Origin of the sequence: Bremerella cremea (genome assembly GCF_003335505.1) — a bacterium.
GTDB classification, from domain to species: Bacteria; Planctomycetota; Planctomycetia; order Pirellulales; family Pirellulaceae; genus Bremerella; species Bremerella cremea_A.
Map to the genome: position 1 here is coordinate 187,275 of NZ_QPEX01000034.1, position 19,726 is coordinate 207,000.

Here is a 19,726-nt window from a genome sequence, read left to right on the forward strand (position 1 = left end):
GCAGTGCGAAGAGTAGACAAACCCAAAAAGGGTGCCCAACCTTTTTTAGCTTGAAGGTTTGGGCACGCTGGGGGCGTACTTCTTTAGCATCGGTTGTAGCTCGTCGACGAAGTCGCGGACGTCTTTGAACTCGCGATAGACGCTCGCAAAACGGACATAGGCTACCTGATCGATCCCATGCAGATGCTGCATGACCATTTCACCGATTTGGCGGCTTTCGATTTCCCCTTCGTACTGCGAATAGATTTCGCTTTCGACGGCAGCCACGATCGCTTCGATTTGGGCTTCGCTGATGGGGCGTTTCCAGCAGGCCAACGCTAAACCGCGTTTGATCTTCTCAGGAGCAAACGGTTCGCGGACGTTGTCCTTTTTGACAATCTTGATGTCGAGTTCCTCAACCCGTTCGTAAGTCGTATAACGACGCTTACAGTCCAGGCACTCCCTCCGGCGGCGGATCGAGAAACTGTCTTGACTGGCGCGAGAATCGATCACTCGGTCGTGATCCGCTCGACAAAACGGGCATCGCATAGGGCTTACTCGGAAACAGGAAAACGCTGCAAGAATATTTCAACGCGTTCACCAAGGAAACGACTTGAATCTTCATAGTGTGGCCTGAAGTGGCCAATTGAGCAAGCTAAGTATCGAACTACTAACAAGATAACCTGTATTTCCGTACATTGTCTCCAGCACGGCATTTGGCAAAAGTCATTCGATCAGATGCTTTTTTGCAGCGGGCGAACCTTTATAATGCACGAAGATTTTCGGCAAGAATGGTCTCGTTTTTGCGAATAACGTTCGATACGCAATATGTGTTTTCAACAACCACGCGGGTCGAAACCCCTGCCCCGAACAACCATAAGGAGTTGAGCGATGGATGCCAGCCAACCACAGGATGCCGGTCATACCGCTTCAGATCCAGCCCAGCCAGACCCAGCGGAAAAGTTCTCTGCAACCCATCGGCGGGGTGAACGAGGCCCGGATGAAACGATCTGGCAGGGAGGATACTCGGCGGTCGATCAAAGCGGCAGCTTCATCATTCTGGGGCTGATCACGATCGGTTTGATCGCGGCAAGTATCTTTTTCCCGCCAATGATCATCATTTCGCTGATCGCCATCCCTGTTCTGTGGATTATCCAAGGAATTCGCGTTTGGTGGATCAAGTTAGGGGTCGCTTACGAGCTGACCAATCGCCGCTTTATCCACGAATCTGGCGTCATTAACCGAACCACCGATCGTATCGAAGTGATCGACGTCGACGATGTGACGATTGAGCAAGGGATTATGGACCGCATGTTTAATGTCGGAACCATCAAAATCACCTCCAGCGATCGCACCCATCCAGAACTACGCCTGCATGGGATTAAGGATGTAAGGAAAGTGGCCTTAATGATCGACGATGCCCGTCAGGCCGAACGTGATCGCCGTGGCGTGTACATCGAATCGGTCTAAGCGGATCGTTTTTCGTGCGAAAACGTCAACTGAACAGGATCCAACCAACGTGGGTCCTGTTCTGGTCGCCAGACGCTCATTTGACCAGCGAGCGGAGCGTGGCCAGATTTTTACTATCGAAAGAGATTCCATCTTCTTCCCCCTTCGGGGTTTCTAAGTACAGCGGAATCTTCTTGAAGCGGCGATCGTTTAACAGGTGCCGAAACGCCTCGACACCGATTTTTCCTTCGCCGATGTGATCGTGGCGGTCGACGCGGCTGCCCAATTCCTTCTTGCTGTCGTTCAAGTGAATTGCCCGCAGCTTGTGAAAGCCGATCAGCTTGTCAAAGTCTTTGAAGGTCGCCTTAAAATCTTTCTCTTCCGAAATCGGATAGCCTGCGGCGAATATGTGGCATGTATCGAGACAAACGGCCACGCGAGCTTCTTGTTTCAACCCTTGCAGAATTGCTTGCAAGTGCTCGAACTTGTGACCAATGCAGGTCCCCTGCCCTGCGGTGGTTTCTAGCAGCAGCGTCACCGGGCAGTCAGGCAGTTCCTTGTGCAGACGATCGATAGCGAGAATAATCCGCTCGATTCCTTCTTCCAAGGTCGCTTCGACGTGAGCCCCCGGATGAAAAACGAGGTTAGGAATTCCCAGTTGCTCGCATCGCTCCATCTCCAGCTTCAGACCTTCGATCGACTTCTCCCATAGCTCGTCCTTGGGGGAGGCCAGATTGATCAAGTACGATGCATGGCAAAGGGGGGCCTCAACATTTCGCTCGGCTAGGGCCGTTTGAAACAGTTCGACATCTTTATCTGAAATGGCCTTGGCCCGCCACTGATTGTTATTCTTGCAGAAAAGCTGAACGACATTCATGTCCTCGTCGGCAGCGGCGTTGACTGCTTTGTAATAGCCGCCGGCGATCGACATGTGGGCACCAAGGAGAGGCATGATGAATATCTTTCCAGAACAGTTGCAGTACCATAATGTTAGGGTCGTAGGGTATCAAAACCGTTGGGCACCCGCTATAAGCCTTGTAGGGGTTGATGGGGGAAGAGGCAAAAAACGCTGGTATTTCGTCCGTGCCGTTCGATGCCAAATTGATTTGAGGAAAAGTAATTCGTGGCGGAACTTCTCTTGCTTGCTGACATCCTCTGGGTTTGGAGCAAACCAATCGGCGTCGGGATCTATGATTTCGATTTCCGCAGCTTCTTTCCATGTCGGCAACCATGGCAACGTTCCCCTGAAGTAACGGCTGTTGGGCGATGCGGGGCATTCGAAGAATATCGGGTCGAGTATGAAGCACTGCTGAGCGAAGGTATACGCCTCATTCACACGCCGGAGCAACATGATAAGGCGAGCGAGTTTGGCCAGTGGTATCCGCTGCTCGAAGGAAGTACCCCACAAAGCAAAGTTTACGCCGAGACACCCACGGGAGAGGCCGTTGCTGAGTCGTTTCAATTTCCTGTCTTTGTCAAAGGGTCACGGCAAACCAGTCGGCATCAGAAGTCGCTGTCGATTGCCAATTCGCCATCTGAGTTCGATTACATCATGGTGAGATATGCAAGCGATCCTATCTTGAGTTGGCAATCGGTAGTCGTACGGGACTTTGTTCGCTTGCGTCCCGTTGAAGGGAATTCCCAAGGCAAGGTCGATAGCTCTTTTGAGTTTAGAACCTTCTGGTGGAGAAATCAGTTCGTAGGTGGCGGTCGCTATTGGTGGGAAGGTCGCACGTACCAATGGTCAGCCAACGAGAGATCAGAAGCTCTTCGTCTGGCGGAGTCTACGGCCAAACTGATTGACGTACCATTTCTGGTAATTGATTTGGCAATGACCGTCGATGGGAATTGGATCGTCATCGAGTGCAACGATGGCCAAGAGAGTGGCTATGCCGGTGTATCCCCGATTGCTTTATGGCAGAATATTCTAGAAATCGAGCGTTCTTGAGGTATTCTCAGCGACTGTCTTCTCTGCAACCCTTGCAGAAAAGCTGATGCTGCTCTGCACGCAACTCAGGAAGTCCGACGACCTGCATTTCAGGCGTTGGCCAACCTGCGCAGTGCCGAGGTACGCCGCTTTGCGCTCGAACAATTGGAACAGGGTGACAAGGCATCGGCGATCGACCTTTTTAAGAACAACTTCGAGCCTGGGGATGAGAGGCGAATTCTGCAAGCGATCAAGCTTCCTGAAAACGATTTTCAACGGCATGGAATCTTGACCGATATTCTTTACGTGCTCAAAGAGAACGCCGATGCCGACGTTGCTGATCTGGGACAGATTGTCTATTTTCACACCCCCTGTTCGTTTTGCCGCGAAAGTGCCGTGAAGTTGTTGCTCGGTCAGAATGTGGCCCCAGCGTGGCTGCTGGAAGAAGCCCAGTATGACGCCATTGAAGAGATTCTCGATCAGGACGAGGAGAGCGAGTAAGCATGCCGTTTACGTTAGACAATGTGGTGCCGTGGGGGCGTTCCTTAGATGAATATGTACGCATGTTCGATCTAGAGAAGTTATCACCGGATTGCCGGCTTTTGGGGTGCGCTGATGGGCCGGCGGCGTTTAATGCGGGGTGGACACGGTGCGGCAGGCAGATCGTTTCATGCGATCCGCTGTACTACTTTACGGCAGAGGAAATTCAGGGACGCATCGATGCTTGTTTCCAGATGGTGCTGCAGCAAACGCGCGAGAACCAAGATGGCTTCGTCTGGAACAAAACGATTTCCGATATCGAAACGCTCGGGCAAGTCCGCAGCCAGTCAATGCAAACCTTCCTCAAGGATTATCCGCACGGCTTGCAAGAAGGACGCTACGTTGCGGCCGAGTTGCCAGATCTCCCCTTCCCCGACGACCAGTTCGACGTGGCATTGTGCTCGCACTTTTTGTTTTTGTACGGCGCGCTGGGGGCCGAGTTCCATCGTCGTTCAATCGCCAGCTTATTGCGTGTGGCCAGCCAGGTTCGCATCTTTCCCCTGCTCCAACTCGACCGACAGCCGAGCCCATTCGTCCGAGAAGTCATCCGCCAAGTCGAATTCGAAGGGCATACGGCAAAGATTGTTCGCGTGCCGTACGAGTTCCAGAAAGGTGCCAACGAGATGCTGGTACTCCAGAAGACGGGGACTGGCCGGAATTGACTTCTGGACTATGTTATTTCGTTAACCGTTCGGCATCCCAGAATAGGATTCAACCACGATGAGCACGGAAGGAACAACCCGCATTAAGCAGGTTATTTGCATGCGGCACGATTTGAAGATGCGACGGGGGAAGCAGATTGCTCAGGGGGCGCACGCGTCGATGGCGTTTCTGTGTGACAAGCTGCGCGAGAAAGGTTCGATTTCGCTGGCTGATTTTTCAGAGGTCGAGCAAATCTGGTTGTCGGAAGCGTTCGCCAAGGTTTGTTGCCGGGTTGATAGTGAAGAAGAGTTGATGGCCATTCACGATCAAGCGGTCGCAGCGGGGTTGTCGGTGCATTTGATCACCGATATCGGGCGGACCGAATTTCATGGCCAGCCGACACGGACTTGCCTGGCGATTGGGCCTGACTTGGTCGAGAAGATCGACCAGGTCACCGGACATTTGCAGCTGTTATAAGGCTACCGCACAAGAGGTTACGCATGACTTGGGACGACCAGTTCGGCCAACTTACTGTTGCTGCTGCCCAATTGCACGCAGGGCAAATTCGCAAGCAAGGAGGAATGCCGTACCTGATTCACCCTTTGCAAGTCGTCCAACGCATCTGTAGCTGGGGGATCGATCGCTATGCACACGGGGAGACTTGGAAAGCGGCTCTGTTTCATGATGCGATCGAAGATACCGAGGCGACGTCTGATTCGCTGCTTCCCTTGATTGGTGCGTCTGCCACGCGGTTGGTCGTCGCATTGACGTTCGATCCGGCGGTGCAAACGAAGGAAGCTTACTTGGCTGGGTTTCAAGACCAACACCGAACACCGACTGAAGCGGTGGTCGTGAAGTTGGCCGATCGATTTTGCAACGTCGAGGACTTTCTGCGGATCGATCCGTCTTACGCGCGGATTTACTTCTGGAAAGCGGCAGCGGTGTACCAGGCCTTCGAGGCCAGGAAGAAGGAAATCACGTCGACGTTTGGCCGGGAGGTAGTCGCGGCCATGCAATGTGATCTGGAAAACCTGACGACGGTGGTCGGTCCGGCAGCCTAATCGCTTCCGCCCATCGCGGAACTAGCTAGGCTATTGCTTTTGAATCGCCCACGGATCGTCGGCTGAATCGCGTGAGGCTTCCCAGCCGAGGGGCAAGTCGGCTAATTGCCGTACCGAGGGATCTTGGTTGACGATCTGTTGGAGACTCACCACTTGGCCATCCTCGGTCTGGTTGGTGGTTCCGCAGGTAAACTGCCAATCTCCATCTTCATCGTGGCAAACATAGGTGATCAGGGCGTCTTGTTCCAGAACCTGGCGTGTCGTAAAGACGGCCTGCGATTTGGGATTACCGAACGGCCATGCCTCGTCAACCGAAAGGTCTGGTTGAGCGTTGGCTAACTCGGCGTCGAAATTGGGTTGATCGGGGAAGTTGCCCTCTTGGTCAGGCCAAACGCACTGCAGCATGGGGAAGTCGTCTCCTTCGTGATACCAACGAGCGTAGCCGAACAACGCGCGGTAATAACGCTTGTCGACCTGGCGAAATTTGCAGGGCAAATCGACCAGCACCTCGTCGCTGATGTCGCCGTCGTGGAACTGCTGGCCGCTGCGCATCAATTCCCCTACTTGATTGATTAATTGGGCGACATCATCGGTATTGTCGATGCCAAAAACGCAGATTTCGGGCAGGCCGAGCGTGTGGTAGATGCCGATCGAAAACGCGTAAGCCGGAAGCACTTCGGCATCTTCGATCATCACAATGTGCCAGCCGTAGGTCTCGATATCGGCCAGCGTCTTCTCGTCGTATTTGTCTTCGGGGGTTTGTTGAACCAAGCTTAGGCCTTTATAGAAGCTTCACTAACATCGCCACCATCAGGAAGGCGAGAAACAAAATCATGGAGCCAATCGAACCGATCATGCCCAGGTTGTGCGCCCATGTGAGCATCGTCCGCCCACTGGGATCGACACGTTCTTGTTCAATCCCTTCCAGGTCGGCATAGGCCATGCTCCAGGCGGCGACACTGAAAACCGGGCAGAAACCCATCAGGCCGGCAATTGCAAACATTAAACTCGCTGCTCCCCGATGGGGAAAGCAGTAGACGGCTTGGTTATTGGTTTTGTGTACCTGGTGAAAAGGGATTCCAGAGCCAACTTCCTGAGGAAGAGCTAGAATTGGATAGTAGTGAGAAGATTTTTTCCAAATTTCGCTCGCCACCTCGCGGAGCTCGCACTCGTTGTCAATTCGACCCTCGAGAACCCATTGGTCAATCTCGCGAAGAGGAACAGGTCCAAAAATCTGCCCTTCGGGAATCCTGACATGAAATAAGGGATCGTCCTCGGACAGTGTGGCTTCAGGTTCCGATTGCATAGAAAACGCAGTTCAAATAATTCGGATAAAACAGTGAACTCGAGGTATCGTAGCGACTTTCCGCAACTACTGCCAGCTTGCTGGCAGTAGTTGTAATACACGTTGATTTGTAGCGCTTTTCAACCCTAGAATAAATCTAGCGGTATTTTATTTTGTATTCTCTAAGAAGATTCGCTGCGCTGCCCTTCGCTGGAACCCTGGACCGCGCCCGGACTGTCTATCGCTAAGGATGACGACCATGATGTTAGGGATTGGGATTTCTCTTGCGGTCTTTGTCGTGTTCACCGGGATTATAGTTGGCTTTGAAGGTTTTCAGGCCAGCCGACAGCATCGGCTGTCTGTTATCAATCAAGAACACGCTAAGCAACTTTTTCGCCTGCGACGAGAATGGTTGGAAACGGAATTCATGAAGGTTGCTGCGGCAAGTGGCAAGCCTCGTGGGTTACGGTGGGTCGATTGCGAGTTTGACGACGACGTCCAGTTCGCTTTTGACGAGGAAATCGGCCTTTTGCGGGCCTTTGTCTCGGTAACGATACGTTTCGAGGCCATCGAAGGAGGCGATATGGAAGAAGTGGAAGCGGTGGGTAATTTGCGTGCCGCAACCGGTGTCTTCGAGTACAACGGCACCGGCTGGGTTGCTAATCCCCGAGCGATTTTCAACCTCTCGCCAAATCAAGCGATCCAGCACTTTCGCCATCGATCGGTAACTATTGATTAATTTCGACCGCTGATGTTAGATTCTCGCCGCCAAAATAGGCGGCTTCTTTTTTCGAAAATGAGTTTGTGCGGCCGTCACAAAATCTCTCTCTCATTCGTCCGTCTCTCAGTGCTGCGACAATTGTCCAGTACGGTAGGTTTCTTTTGGGACGAAATTGAGGTATCCGATGCGATTATTGTTATGGCTATTGGCGGTGGGGATTTTCACCGCAGTTGGGTATGCTGCCGGAAATTCTGGGCATCACGGCGAACAGGTGCAGCTGCTTGGTGCCCAAGATATTCAAGAGAAACTCGACGGGAGCGAAGCCCGCGTCTCGGTGGTGGAGGTCACGCTCGCCCCAGGCGAGCACGGCACGCCGCATCGCCACCCGGGACCTGTGTTTGGTTACGTGTTGGAAGGAGACTACGAACTAGGTGTCGACGACCAACCCACCAAAGTGTTTCACACCGGCGAAACGTTCTACGAGCCAACGGGCTGCCTGCACCGGGTTTCTAAGAACCCATCCAAGGAAAAACGCACGCGTTTGATTGCTGTCGTCGTTCACCCCCGCGAAGCGAAGGAGCTTGCCGTTCCGGAAGCGAAAAAGCATTAACGGCAGTAAGGATTCCACTCCATTAGTTGCTCCGTTCTGTTTGCCAGTTCGGATGCTCGGCTTGGAGGTATTGAAAGTCAAGCTTGTTCGCTAGGGAACTACTCGGACGGACAACCGCCGGATCCCAGGACAGCTTTTAGCCGGCAGCGCGAAGGGATTTTAGGTAGTGGTCCATGTCGATGGTCTGCACCGGGACGTTCTCTTCAATGGCCTGTGCACGGCCGCGATGCCAGCCGATTCGCCGCAGATCACGAAAACGGGTTCCAGCTGGGCCGAGGCATAACCGAGGTGGCGTCGTAAACGCCCGCCTCGGTTTCGATTTGCTTGGTTTGGGCTGGAAGAGTTGGAGCCATGGCGAACATGGCAATCAGGCTACTGAGGGCAATTCGCATGATGGCTTCTCGCTCAAAGAGGAACCGAAGCTAAGTCACGGCAAGAAACGAAAAAAGGCAGTGGAGATGCGTTGAGGTGACCCCCAACTCAATCTTTCCACTGCCGTTTTTCTCTTGTGTTTTACGAGCCGGTCTTACTTGGCGACTTTCAACAACTTCAGTAGCACGGTTTGCAGGATACCACCGTTACGGTAGTAATCGAGCTCTACCGGCGTGTCGATCCGGACCAACGCGTCGAAGGTGGTGACTTCGCCAGCGGCGTTCTTGGCCGAGACGGTGACCTTTTGCTGCGGCTTCAGGTCGTCGGAAACGTAAATGTCGTACGTTTCTTCGCCGGTCAGACCGAGCGATTCCCACGATTCGTCCCCTGGGAATTCCAGCGGCAGCACGCCCATACCAATCAGGTTGCTGCGGTGGATACGTTCGAAGCTGGAAGCGATAACCGCTTTCACGCCCAGCATAAACGTTCCCTTGGCGGCCCAGTCGCGCGAGCTACCGGTGCCGTATTCCTTGCCGGCGATCACGACCAGCGGCGTTCCTTCCGCCTTGTAGATCTCGGCAGCGTCGAAGATGGCCATCGTTTCGCCGTTGACGAAGCACTTGGTGTAACCACCTTCTTTTTCGGGGGTCAGGCGATTGCGGATGCGGATGTTGGCGAACGTGCCACGGTGCATCACCCGGTCGTTACCACGGCGGGAACCGTAGCTGTTGAAATCGACCGGTTCGACGCCATGTTCCATCAGGTAGCGGCCAGCCGGGCTGTCTTTGGCGATGGCCCCGGCAGGCGAGATATGGTCGGTCGTGACCGAATCGCCCAGCAAAGCCAACACGCGGGCCCCGGTGATCGGCTGGATCGGATCGATGGTTTCCTTCACGTCGTCCAGGAACGGAGGCTCTTGGATGTAGGTGCTGGCAGAATCCCAAGTGTAAAGCTCGGAATCGGGCACCGAAATGGCATTCCAGTTCGGGTTCGATTCGTAGGCACTGTTGTACCGCTCTTGGAACATCTCAGGCGTGATCGCCTTTTCGATGGTTTCCAAGATCTCGGCATTGGTTGGCCAGATGTCTTTCAGGTAAACCGATTCACCATCAGAAGACGTGCCCAGGGGCTCGGTTTCCAGGTCGATATCGACGGTACCGGCCAAGGCGTAAGCGACCACCAGCGGCGGGCTGGCCAAGTAGTTGGCCTTCACGTGCGGATTGACGCGGCCTTCAAAGTTTCGGTTACCACTGAGAACCGCCGAAGCGACCAGCGAACCTTTGGTGACTGCGTTGGCGACCGGATCTGGCAGCGGACCACTGTTGCCGATACAAGTGGTGCAGCCGTAACCAACCAGGTTAAAGCCCAGCTTTTCCAGGTCGTCCATCAATTCGGCTTTGACCAGGTAATCGGTCACCACGCGCGAGCCAGGGGCCAGGCTGGTTTTGACATAAGGTTTAACCGTCAAACCCTTGTCGGCAGCCTTTTTGGCCAACAGGCCGGCGGCCAGCATCACGCTGGGGTTGCTGGTATTGGTGCAACTGGTGATCGCGGCAATCACGACAGCACCATGGCCGATCTCGGTCGATTGGCCGTTTTCTTCTACGGTCGCTGTGCGAGTCAATTCGGCCGCTTCCAGGCCAAAGCCTCGATCGTTAGGAGGCGTGACCAGCGACTTTTGGAACTCGCTCTTCATGCTCTTCAACGACACGCGGTCTTGCGGACGCTTCGGACCGGCCAGGGAAGGTTCGACGGTCGACAGGTCAAGCGAAACCAGCGACGTGTAGGTCGGGGCCATCTCGTCGGTGCGGAACAGACCTTGTTCCTTGGTGTAGCGTTCAACGCGATCGACTTCCCCAGCGGTACGACCGGTACGGCGGAGATAATTGAGCGTCTCGGCATCGACCGGGAAGAAGCCCATCGTGGCACCATATTCTGGGGCCATGTTGGCGATGGTGGCTCGGTCGGCCAAGCTCATGTGCGAAACGCCAGGGCCGAAGAATTCGACGAACTTACCGACCACGCCTGCTTTACGCAAGATTTGGGTGATGGTCAGCACCATGTCGGTCGCTGTGACGCCCGGAGGAAGCTTGCCGGTTAGCTCGAAGCCAACCACTTGGGGCGTGAGCATGTAAATCGGCTGACCCAGCATCACGGCTTCCGCTTCGATGCCACCCACGCCCCAACCAACAACGCCCAGGCCGTTGATCATGGTGGTGTGGCTATCGGTGCCGACCAGAGAGTCTGGTAATGCGACTTTGCCTTTTTCGTCTTCACGAACGAAGACACCCTTGGCCAGGTATTCTAGGTTCACTTGGTGAACGATACCGACATTCGGCGGAATAGCCGAGAAGTTCTTGAGCGACTTCTGCCCCCAACGCAGGAACTCGTAGCGTTCCTTATTGCGCTGGAATTCAAGGGCGACGTTTTCTTCCAGGGCCTGGTTGGTGCCGAACTTATCGACCTGAACCGAGTGATCGATCACCAGGTCGACCGGGATCAGCGGATTGATCTTCGCCGGGTCACCCCCTAATCGCTGCATGGCACTTCGCATTGCGGCCAGGTCGACCACGCACGGCACACCGGTAAAGTCTTGCAAGACAACTCGGGCCGGCATGAACGGAAGTTCTGAGGGGTCGGGATTGGTGGCGTCCCAGTTGGCCAGCGATTTGACGTCATCTTCCGAGACGATATACCCGTCGCAATTGCGGAGCACAGATTCCAGCAATACGCGGATCGAGAAGGGAAGCTTGTCGATGTCCCCCAAGCCAGCGTCCTGCAACTTGCGAATGCGATAGATTCCCAAGTCCCCTTCCGCGGTGGAAAACACGTCTCTGGCGCCAAACGGGTCGAACTTTGCGGTCATCGTACTCGTTCTTTCTAATTTCGTATCTTCGTGAGGCAAATCGGTAGCAGTCCAGATTTTAACGAAACGAAAACGAATTGTCTTCCAGGGATCTTAGTTACGCCATTGGGTGGTGTGCGGGCGGGGCTTGCAGGTTTGTTGCAAGCTGGGAACCGGTTGTAACGCCTAGGCCGGTTGGGAAGTGTGGGAAAGTTGATTCTTGCCCAGGATGACCTAGGCTTTCGACGAACTCTCTATTCTTCAATTTGCCCAAACGCGAACCAGACAAAGACCTTATCGATGTCCGACCCGCTTAAAGAACTGCTTTCTCAACTGGCTGGCCACGTTCCCCAAAGTTCGACAAAAGAGGACTCGTGGGAGTTTGTAGAAGCGACTTCTCCGGAAGAAGAGGAGGAGGATAAATCGCTGGAAGCGATGATCTCGCGAATCAACAGCATGACCAGCAAAGGCTCGGACGACGAGGGGCTGTACGCTGCCAAGCCCGAGGCAAAGCACGAGAAGGAGGTCGTCCTCACGGAAGACCACGACACCCCCTTTTACCCTTGCGAGCCTCAGACGCTGCGCGAGGCCCAGCTTACCGGTACGGATGTCGAAGCGTTGTGTCTGAAGTTTCTGCTGACCGCTGGCGAGGCATCGGGGCGAGAAATTGCCGGCCAGTTGTGTCTTCCCTTTCTCGTCTTGGAAGAATGTTTGCGGAAGATGAAGTACGACCAGCTGGTGGTCTACAAAGATACCGCCCAGGCCGGTGACTACGTCTATTATTTAACCGACCTGGGAAGAGAACGGGCGCGGCGCTATAACGAGTATTGTACCTACTACGGTTCGGCCCCCGTTTCGCTGAAAGACTACATTGCCAGTGTCCGGGCTCAATCGCTGGAAGGGCAATCTCCCAGCATCGAGGCGCTCGAGCAAGCGTTTGAAGACCTGCTGATCAACAAGGCCATGTTCCGCCGCTTGGGGCCAGCCATCAATAGCGGCCGCGGTTTATTCCTGTACGGTGCCCCGGGTAACGGTAAAACCAGCATCGCCGAACGCGTTACGCGCGCCTTTGGACGCTATATTTGGGTTCCTCGGGCAATCGGCATCGATGGAGAAATTCTCCGCGTATTCGACCCCGCTGTGCATGACGAAGTTCCGCTAGAGGATGGACCAGGCATCTTGCAGCAGAACCGGATTGATCGCCGGTGGGTCCGGATCAAACGGCCAACGATCGTCGTCGGCGGTGAATTGACGATGGAAAACCTGGAAATTAGCACCATCCAATCCACCGGCGTCAGCGAGGCCCCGCTGCAACTGAAGAGCAACTGCGGCACGCTGGTGATCGACGACTTTGGGCGTCAACGGATGAGTACCGACGAACTGCTTAACCGCTGGATTGTGCCGCTAGAAAAACGGTACGACTTCTTAAATATGCGGGGCGGCAAGAAGATTCAGGTTCCCTTCGATCAGTTGATTGTTTTCTCGACGAACCTGGAACCTCGCGACTTGTGCGACGACGCGTTCCTGCGACGAATTCCTTATAAGATCGAAGTGATCGATCCGACCGAAACGGAATTCCGGCAATTGTTCGACATCATGTGCCCGCTGCTTGGCTTTACTTACAACGAAGAAGCGATCGATTATTTGATCGAGAATCACTACCGTAAGGTAAATCGCCCCTTCCGCTGTTGCCAGCCGCGCGATCTTTTAATGCAGGTTCGTAATATGTGTCTGTACGAGAACGCTCCGCTGGCGTTGTCGAAAGAGCATTTCGACGACGCGGTCGAGAACTATTTCGCCGTGATGTAGCCCTCTTTTGAAGGAATTTGCCTGGCCAATCGCCCTAATTGCCGCGAAGTTCGCTTGCTTCGCAGCAGCATTCGGCTTATCGTCAGGCTGCTTGTTTCGCCATTCCTTCGACTCGGCTAGATCGGTTTTGATGTTAACACGCATCCCCATCAAAGTTCTGGCACCTCTTTTGTTTGGGGTTCCGGTTTTGGCGATTGGCCTGTGGCTGTCTTTCGCCTGGAATCATCAAGCACAGCGCGCGATCACGCAGTTGGCCGATCAGGACATCGAGCAGATCCACCAGGCCACTGCTACGAGAATAGCCGACTTGCTGTCGGTACCGGTTCGCGTGAGCCGCTTGAATCAGTATTTGATTACGTCGAGCAAGCTTCCCCCCGATAATCTGGCCGCCTGGCGACCCACGCTGGTGCGCGAGTCACAGGCATTCGATGTCTTAAGTGCGATTTCGTGGGGAAGTGCCGACGGACGAACTGCTTGGATCAGTCGCTATGCCGATGGCAGTATCTATTGGGCCTTAAAAGAAGATCCCACCCAGCCGCTGATGAACCAGTGGAAACTTGATTTGAACGGCGATGTGGTCGCTGGCTCGCGCAGCTCTTTTGACTTTCAACTTTCTTCTCGGCCATGGTTTCTCGTACCGAGCGAAGCCAGACAAGCGACTTGGAGCGAACCTTACCTTTGGGTAGGTGGCGACGATGAAAAGGGAAAGACACTGGGGATTTCGTATGGAATTCCTCTATTCGACGGCAAGCAACTGCTGGGGGTGATCGATGCCGATTTTTCACTCAACGATCTATCGAGCTATTTGAGCAAACTCAAGTTCGGTAAGACCGGCATGGCGATTTTGATCTCGCCTGATCACAAGTTGCTCGCTGCTTCCAATGATACGCCCATCGTCCAGGCAGATGGGCAACGCGTGTTCGCTGCAGACTCGACCGATCCCCTTGTCGCAACGGTGGGAAAGTATTTGCAGAGCAACAAGTTCGTCAACGATGCGAACACGCACGCCAACGTGGATGGAACCAACTATTACTTTCATGCGTCGGGAGTCGGCGAGGAACTTGGGCTTCGCTGGACGTTGGTAACCATTGTTCCTGAAGAAGATTTTATCGGCGACATCCAAAGCGAATTTGCCCGCAGTTGGTCGACCAGCTTGGTGGCGGTGGTGTTGGCAATTGCGTTAGGATTTATTGCGGCGAGCTGGCTGGTCGAACCTCTCACGCGCATCGTGTCGTCGGTTCGCCGCATCGGCCAAGGCGACCTCGATACCCGTATCGAAATGCAGCACGCGCCTGAGTATACCCAACTGGCGACCGCCATCAACGCGATGGCCGAGGGGTTGCAAGACCGGATGCGCATGCAGAAGTCGCTTTCGCTGGCCATGGAAGTGCAACGGAATCTCTTGCCGGCCGAATCTCCCAGCTTCAACGGGCTCGACATCGCCGGGCACAGTACTTATTGCGATGACACTGGGGGAGACTATTTCGACTTCCTCGATGTTTCTGGCTGCGACCAAGACACGGCGGTGATTGTGATTGGCGACGTGATGGGGCACGGCGTGGCCGCGGCCCTGCTGATGGCCACGGCTCGGGGCATCTTACGTAGTCGCTGCGCCGTGCCGGGCTCGCTGGCCGATTTCCTGCAGCACCTGAACGACATGCTGGTGGTCGATACCCAAGGGGAGCGGTTCATGACGATGCTGTTGGTGAACCTTTCCGCCAAGAAAGATACCCTGCGTTGGGCTTCCGCAGGCCATGGACCGCCCATCATTTACACGCCTGAAGACGACTCGTTTGCAGAGTGCGACGGCGGTGGGCTGCCATTGGGTTTGGTCGCAGGGGAAACCTATTCCGAATATTGGCAGCCCGGCATCAAGGCCGGCACCATCTTGCTGGCCACCACCGACGGTCTGGAAGAGACCATGAACGAACAAGGCCATCAATACGGCAAACAGCGGCTACAACAACTGCTCCGCGACCACGCGAGCCAATCTGCCGAAGAAATCAGCCAAGCCATCCGCCAATCGTTGGCCTCCTTCCGCGGAGCCAACTCGCAAGACGACGACCTGACATTTGTAGTAGCGAAGGTTCTATGAGCGGGAGTAGCCGCCGGAAGTAATTGCAACGCCACGCCCACATTTCAAACGGGTGCCATGCTTACGTCCGCGTAAGCATGCCTCTTAAAACCGCAACGACAAGCTACCTCGTTGTTTTTTTTCCGTTGGGATTCACCCTAGAAATCGTCGCGCACTGCACATGCCTACGAAGACGAAGGCATGGCACCCGATTTTTGCTTACCTATCAGCCTAAAAAAGCATTGGACACAGGGAGTTGAGTTGGTTGGACTCTTCCCTTATGAATGTGGTTTGTCTCGCCGTTCGGCTAGTTCTTCCATCAGCTCTAGTTGCAACTGCTGAATCTCTAACAGGCGTTGCCATTGGTGCGAGAGCAACTGGTCGAGCTTGGTGTGCAAAAGGCGGATTTCTAGTTCAGCCCGGAAGTTGACCTCGAAGTCTTGTTCCGATCGCATCCGGTCTTTGGCTTCCTGTCGATTCTGGCTCATCAAGATAACCGGGGCTTGAACGGCCGCCAGACACGATAGGACCAGGTTCAACAAAATGAACGGATAGGGATCGAAAGCATTTTGAGCGATCAAGATGCCGTTGGCAACGATCCAGAAGATAACCACCGCCGTGAATAGAATCAGAAATGCCCAGCTCCCACCGAAGTTGGCCATTTGGTCCGAGACACGGTCGCCGAAGCTTAGCTGTTGTTCAAACTTGTCGTTCACGTTGGCCGCGATCGAATCTTGTTCGCGCAGACTATCGAGGACCCGCATTTCCAGGTCCGATAGCTCCCCCTTCTCATCTGCCAGCAAATGACGAAAATGCTCGGCCCGGAAGCGGTTCAGGCACGACATGCAAACCGATTGATCGGTGGTCCAAGCGGGATCGGCTTGCTGAATTTCGGTAACAATCGCTGCTCGAATCGATTCACCAGGGGCCAAGTCCGAGCAAGGTTTCGATTGATGGCAAACGGAACACGGGCACATCGTCGCACGGCGCTTAGTCATGGGCCTGACCTACTCAGCAAGCAAAAGATGATAGAACTTCGAAGCGAGCAAGCTCACGTAAGATCGAACCTAGCAGCCTGTTGAATTTCTCAGATCGGCTACGTTATTGAGATTGAGCCGATTGCTGCGTTGTGAATTCCTCAATATATCTAATGGATATGCCTGCGGATTCACGCCTTGCACTCGACTCAATCTCAATAACTCGCTCACGAAGCAGTAATTCAACAGGCTGCTAGGGCGGACTAAGTGAAACGTGGGTGCTCTTGCTTGAATTTTAGCGATCCCGGTCTGGAGGGAAAGAAGCCTCGTTTCGTGGCTGGCCGGTTGGCGGCTGGCACTCAATTCGCTTCGGAACGCCCGATCGCGCGACGGTATTCGGAAGGAGATTGCCCCTTAATATTGCGAAAGATGCGGTTGAAATTGGCTAAGGTTGAAAAACCGGTTTGGAAGGCAATGCTGCCGATCGGGTCTTTGGTGGTGTGCAGTAGTCGCGATGCGTTTGAAATACGGACTTGATTCAAGAACGTGCTGAAGCTTTGCCCGGTGCAACGCATGAAGTGCCGACTGAAGGTGGCCTTGCTCATGTTGACCATCGCTAGAGCATCTTGCAGTTGGATTTCGCCGGCGTAGTTTTCTAGAATCCAGTTCACAACGTCTTCAATTTCGGACTGTTTCTTTTGATCAGCAGCCCGATCGTAACGCAGCGAGGAGATCCGCCGGCAACGCTGCAGGTTGATTTCTGTAAGGCGGCTTAATACCTCGACCACGCCCAAGTAGTTTTGCAAGCAATGAGGCGAGGACGATTCCGCGAGTTGAATCATGCGCTCTTCCAGGCCAGGAGAATCTTGCAAAGGTATGTCGAGACCGCACGCAGCACTTTCGACCAGGGAGTCGATATCGACCCGGGCCTGTTCCGGCAGCATCGCGCCGAGCCGTCTTCGGCTGAATTGAATACAAACCCCTGATGACTCCCCATTAAAGTCCCAGCAATGAGGGAGCCTGCTACCCAAGACCGTGACGTTGCCCGTGCCGGCAATCTCGGTCGCTTGATCACCGACAACACGAACGCCGCTGCCAGACCTAACCAGGGTAATCTCAATTTCTTCGTGACGATGCCAGCGGCTCCCTTCGCCTGCCAGGGGAGCGAAAGTCCCGGCATTGGCGTCCAGCACTTCCACTTGGCTCACGTCGCTGTTCCAACGCAACACACGGAACGGCAAGTCGTGCAGGAAACTTATTGTCTCAACACTCAATTCCATAGTGAAAGGTTCATCAGGGAGGAAAGAGGGGGTCCGTGAAGCAACACTAGAAGCCTGATATCTCGCGCTAATCGCATTTTCAGGGCAAACCCGAGCAAGCTTTTCGGCGAGGAATTACGAAGGACGGCGGCTAATGTTTGGGGCTGCAAAACGAGTGTTCGCATGGAAAGGAACCGACAGTAATCGAAGTTACTCTCAGGTTCGTCCCGTAAAAGGCCGGATGAGACAATAATATTATAAATTGATTTTTAAGACGTAGAGATTACAAGGAGTATAGAGTGATAATCATAGTCGTCTATTATTCAATGTTGGCGTTGTAATCCATCCTTTCGTTCTATTGCTTTCCGCAAGCGAACGAAGCCCGTGCGGTATGCGCAATTGGATTGCACATTTACCGCAGAAAGAGGCAGTCTCATCCATAGTACGGCTTGTTGTCGAAGAAAATGAAGTCACTTGCCAAGCGTTTCTTGCTGGAAGTGCCACCGATTTCGTGAATTACCCCAGCGCGTCACGATAGACAGCGTTCTCTCTAAAGAGAGTCCGTTGTTTCATTGCTACGCGTCCTTGTCTTATATATGTCTTGTCATTTGAAAAGATGATCTTATCTGGTTAAAGGAAGTATCCATGCGCCCCATTGGTAAGTCGAGGAGAGCTCGACACGGTTTTACATTGGTAGAGTTGCTGGTGGTCATTGCGATCATTGGCGTGTTGATTGCGTTGTTGCTTCCGGCTGTACAGCAAGCCCGCGAAGCGGCGCGCCGGATGCAGTGTGGCAATCACTTAAAGCAAGTTGGTCTGGCCATTCACAACTATCACGATACCCACAAGGTTTTCCCCACGGCTTCCCCCGTTGGGCATCATTGGGGGCAGGTTCACGATTCACACAAGGGCAGCCAATACGTGAAGTTGCTGCCGTTCATCGAGCAATCGGCGCTTTACCAAAGCTGCAATTTCAAAGGAGATACGGTTGCCGTTAGTGTGACGGCCACTGGCGAGAAGGTGAGTTCGGTTGTCATTCCGACTATTATTTGCCCCAGCGACGATCATCCCGGTTATTGGAAGGATGGCGCCGCCCACAATGGCGGCTCGAACGGAGAGAACCGCGCGCTGAGTAACTACTCGTTTAGCATGGGAAGTCAGGCCAACTCTCCTTGCGGTACCCATAACAATTTCTTTGGGAATGGCCCGGATGTCCGTGCCGATACGATGGATCCCAATCGGATTTCAGGCGTCTTCGGGCATTGGGCCTGGGCGGCTCGGATGCGGGATATCACCGATGGTCTGACCAACACAATCGCTGTTGGCGAGATTCGCCCCAAGTGTGCTGCCCATACACGTGATGGTTGGATGGGAATCAACTCGCTGTATACCGGCACCGGCATTGCAATCAATTACAACACCTGCGAAGGGGAACCTGGCACCGGTAGCGGTTGCAATCAGCACTCGGGCCAATGGGGAGCCTCGCAAGGATTCAAGTCTCGGCATCCAGGGGGAGCCCAGTTCGTTTTGTGTGACGCTTCGGTGCAGTTTCTTACCGAAACGATCAACATGGAAACCTACCAAGGCTTAGGCGACCGCCGTGATGGTCGCCCGTTAGGAGAATTCTAATGCGTAGTCGCAATATCAGCAGAGCCCTTCGCTTGTTGGCCTTGCTTGTCCTGGCAAACGTACTGGGATGTTCTAGCGGCGTAGCCTATCCCGAAACGGCACCGATCAAAGGGGTTGTTTCGTATAAGAACCAGCCGTTGGCCGACGCGAACGTTTCGTTTATCCCAGAATCAGGCCGACCAGCGACCGGCACAACCAACGGCCAAGGCGAATTTGAACTATCGACATTCCAGTCTGGCGATGGGGCAACTTTGGGGGAACATCGCATAATTGTCGAGAAAGCGTTGCCATCGTCCTCGACTAATATTTATGCTGAAGTGAAGTCCGCGATTCCTAAGGTTTACACCGCGATCAAATCGACTCCCTTACGTCAGGTCGTTACGAAAGAGGGAGATAGCAATGTTCGGATTGAATTAAAGGACTGAACGTGTCACGATAGGGACTGGCGACGTGTGCTCAGGCGTTCTTGGTCGTTGTTTACAACGGTAAGCAATTGACGTGAGTTCTCGCCTGAGCGCATCGCACCTGTTTAAGAACGCATGAATGG

The 19,726-nt window shown here is 53.9% G+C and carries 20 protein-coding genes; 12 read left to right on the plus strand and 8 right to left on the minus strand.

Features of this window, described 5'->3' with window-relative positions; all coding sequences use genetic code 11:
- Positions 1-45: 45 nt before the first annotated feature.
- The gene (gene nrdR / locus DTL42_RS17715) at positions 46-528 is read right to left on the minus strand and encodes a transcriptional regulator NrdR (protein ID WP_114370404.1); all 483 of its coding nucleotides are present in this window, start codon (positions 526-528) and stop codon (positions 46-48) included.
- 342 nt (positions 529-870) lie between these two features.
- Between nrdR and DTL42_RS17720 the strand changes: the two genes are divergently transcribed.
- The gene (locus DTL42_RS17720) at positions 871-1,449 is read left to right on the plus strand and encodes a PH domain-containing protein (RefSeq protein WP_114370406.1); all 579 of its coding nucleotides are present in this window, start codon (positions 871-873) and stop codon (positions 1,447-1,449) included.
- Between the two features lie 76 nt (positions 1,450-1,525).
- Here DTL42_RS17720 and DTL42_RS17725 read toward each other — a convergent pair whose 3' ends face one another.
- Entirely contained in the window at positions 1,526-2,380 is an 855-nt protein-coding gene (locus DTL42_RS17725; RefSeq protein ID WP_234824254.1) for a deoxyribonuclease IV, read from the minus strand.
- Positions 2,381-2,551: 171 nt separating this feature from the next.
- Here DTL42_RS17725 and DTL42_RS17730 point away from each other — a divergent pair, with 171 nt between their 5' ends.
- From DTL42_RS17730 to DTL42_RS17750, 5 genes are all read left to right on the plus strand, one after another.
- On the plus strand, positions 2,552-3,376 hold the full coding sequence (locus tag DTL42_RS17730; protein WP_114370410.1) for an ATP-grasp domain-containing protein: 825 nt from the start codon (positions 2,552-2,554) through the stop codon (positions 3,374-3,376).
- A gap of 96 nt (positions 3,377-3,472) precedes the next feature.
- Positions 3,473-3,856 (plus strand): hypothetical protein, encoded by a 384-nt coding sequence (locus DTL42_RS17735; RefSeq protein ID WP_114370412.1) that lies wholly within the window; start codon positions 3,473-3,475, stop codon positions 3,854-3,856.
- 2 nt (positions 3,857-3,858) lie between these two features.
- Positions 3,859-4,557 carry an SAM-dependent methyltransferase gene (locus tag DTL42_RS17740; RefSeq protein WP_114370414.1) on the plus strand — a complete coding sequence of 233 codons (699 nt, stop codon included), beginning with the start codon at positions 3,859-3,861 and terminating at the stop codon, positions 4,555-4,557.
- 58 nt (positions 4,558-4,615) lie between these two features.
- A complete protein-coding gene (gene pth2 / locus DTL42_RS17745) occupies positions 4,616-5,014 on the plus strand; it encodes an aminoacyl-tRNA hydrolase (protein ID WP_199590166.1) in 399 nt (132 codons plus the stop codon).
- Positions 5,015-5,037: 23 nt separating this feature from the next.
- A complete protein-coding gene (locus tag DTL42_RS17750; protein WP_114370416.1) occupies positions 5,038-5,598 on the plus strand; it encodes an HD domain-containing protein in 561 nt (186 codons plus the stop codon).
- Between the two features lie 30 nt (positions 5,599-5,628).
- Here the strand turns inward: DTL42_RS17750 and DTL42_RS17755 are convergent, their stop codons facing one another.
- Together DTL42_RS17755 and DTL42_RS26055 are read right to left on the minus strand one after the other, a co-directional pair.
- The gene (locus DTL42_RS17755) at positions 5,629-6,369 is read right to left on the minus strand and encodes a DUF4262 domain-containing protein (RefSeq protein WP_114370419.1); all 741 of its coding nucleotides are present in this window, start codon (positions 6,367-6,369) and stop codon (positions 5,629-5,631) included.
- 10 nt (positions 6,370-6,379) lie between these two features.
- A complete protein-coding gene (locus tag DTL42_RS26055) occupies positions 6,380-6,601 on the minus strand; it encodes a hypothetical protein (protein WP_147274327.1) in 222 nt (73 codons plus the stop codon).
- A gap of 541 nt (positions 6,602-7,142) precedes the next feature.
- Here DTL42_RS26055 and DTL42_RS17765 point away from each other — a divergent pair.
- The gene (locus DTL42_RS17765) at positions 7,143-7,622 is read left to right on the plus strand and encodes a hypothetical protein (protein ID WP_147274328.1); all 480 of its coding nucleotides are present in this window, start codon (positions 7,143-7,145) and stop codon (positions 7,620-7,622) included.
- A 166-nt stretch (positions 7,623-7,788) separates the two neighbouring features.
- Positions 7,789-8,214 (plus strand): cupin domain-containing protein, encoded by a 426-nt coding sequence (locus DTL42_RS17770; RefSeq protein WP_114370425.1) that lies wholly within the window; start codon positions 7,789-7,791, stop codon positions 8,212-8,214.
- 248 nt (positions 8,215-8,462) lie between these two features.
- Here the strand turns inward: DTL42_RS17770 and DTL42_RS26360 are convergent, their stop codons facing one another.
- Entirely contained in the window at positions 8,463-8,606 is a 144-nt protein-coding gene (locus tag DTL42_RS26360; RefSeq protein WP_158545440.1) for a hypothetical protein, read from the minus strand.
- A 134-nt stretch (positions 8,607-8,740) separates the two neighbouring features.
- Entirely contained in the window at positions 8,741-11,452 is a 2,712-nt protein-coding gene (acnA, locus tag DTL42_RS17775; RefSeq protein ID WP_114370427.1) for an aconitate hydratase AcnA, read from the minus strand.
- A gap of 279 nt (positions 11,453-11,731) precedes the next feature.
- Here acnA and DTL42_RS17780 point away from each other — a divergent pair, with 279 nt between their 5' ends.
- Both DTL42_RS17780 and DTL42_RS17785 read left to right on the plus strand, forming a co-directional pair.
- Positions 11,732-13,240 carry an AAA family ATPase gene (locus tag DTL42_RS17780; protein ID WP_234824255.1) on the plus strand — a complete coding sequence of 503 codons (1,509 nt, stop codon included), beginning with the start codon at positions 11,732-11,734 and terminating at the stop codon, positions 13,238-13,240.
- Between the two features lie 130 nt (positions 13,241-13,370).
- Positions 13,371-15,335 (plus strand): SpoIIE family protein phosphatase, encoded by a 1,965-nt coding sequence (locus DTL42_RS17785; protein ID WP_147274329.1) that lies wholly within the window; start codon positions 13,371-13,373, stop codon positions 15,333-15,335.
- 257 nt (positions 15,336-15,592) lie between these two features.
- Here DTL42_RS17785 and DTL42_RS17790 read toward each other — a convergent pair whose 3' ends face one another.
- Together DTL42_RS17790 and DTL42_RS17795 are read right to left on the minus strand one after the other, a co-directional pair.
- Positions 15,593-16,312: a DUF1003 domain-containing protein gene (locus tag DTL42_RS17790; RefSeq protein ID WP_114370431.1), complete on the minus strand. Its 720-nt coding sequence runs from the start codon at positions 16,310-16,312 to the stop codon at positions 15,593-15,595.
- Between the two features lie 338 nt (positions 16,313-16,650).
- Positions 16,651-17,571, minus strand: coding sequence for a helix-turn-helix domain-containing protein (locus DTL42_RS17795; RefSeq protein ID WP_114370433.1), 921 nt, complete (start codon positions 17,569-17,571; stop codon positions 16,651-16,653).
- 624 nt (positions 17,572-18,195) lie between these two features.
- On the opposite strand from DTL42_RS17795, the gene DTL42_RS17800 reads away from it, so the two are divergent.
- Together DTL42_RS17800 and DTL42_RS17805 are read left to right on the plus strand one after the other, a co-directional pair.
- Entirely contained in the window at positions 18,196-19,179 is a 984-nt protein-coding gene (locus DTL42_RS17800; RefSeq protein WP_114370506.1) for a DUF1559 domain-containing protein, read from the plus strand.
- A complete protein-coding gene (locus tag DTL42_RS17805) occupies positions 19,179-19,604 on the plus strand; it encodes a hypothetical protein (RefSeq protein WP_114370435.1) in 426 nt (141 codons plus the stop codon). Before DTL42_RS17800 ends, DTL42_RS17805 begins: the two co-directional genes overlap by 1 nt.
- The last annotated feature ends 122 nt before the right edge of the window (positions 19,605-19,726 follow it).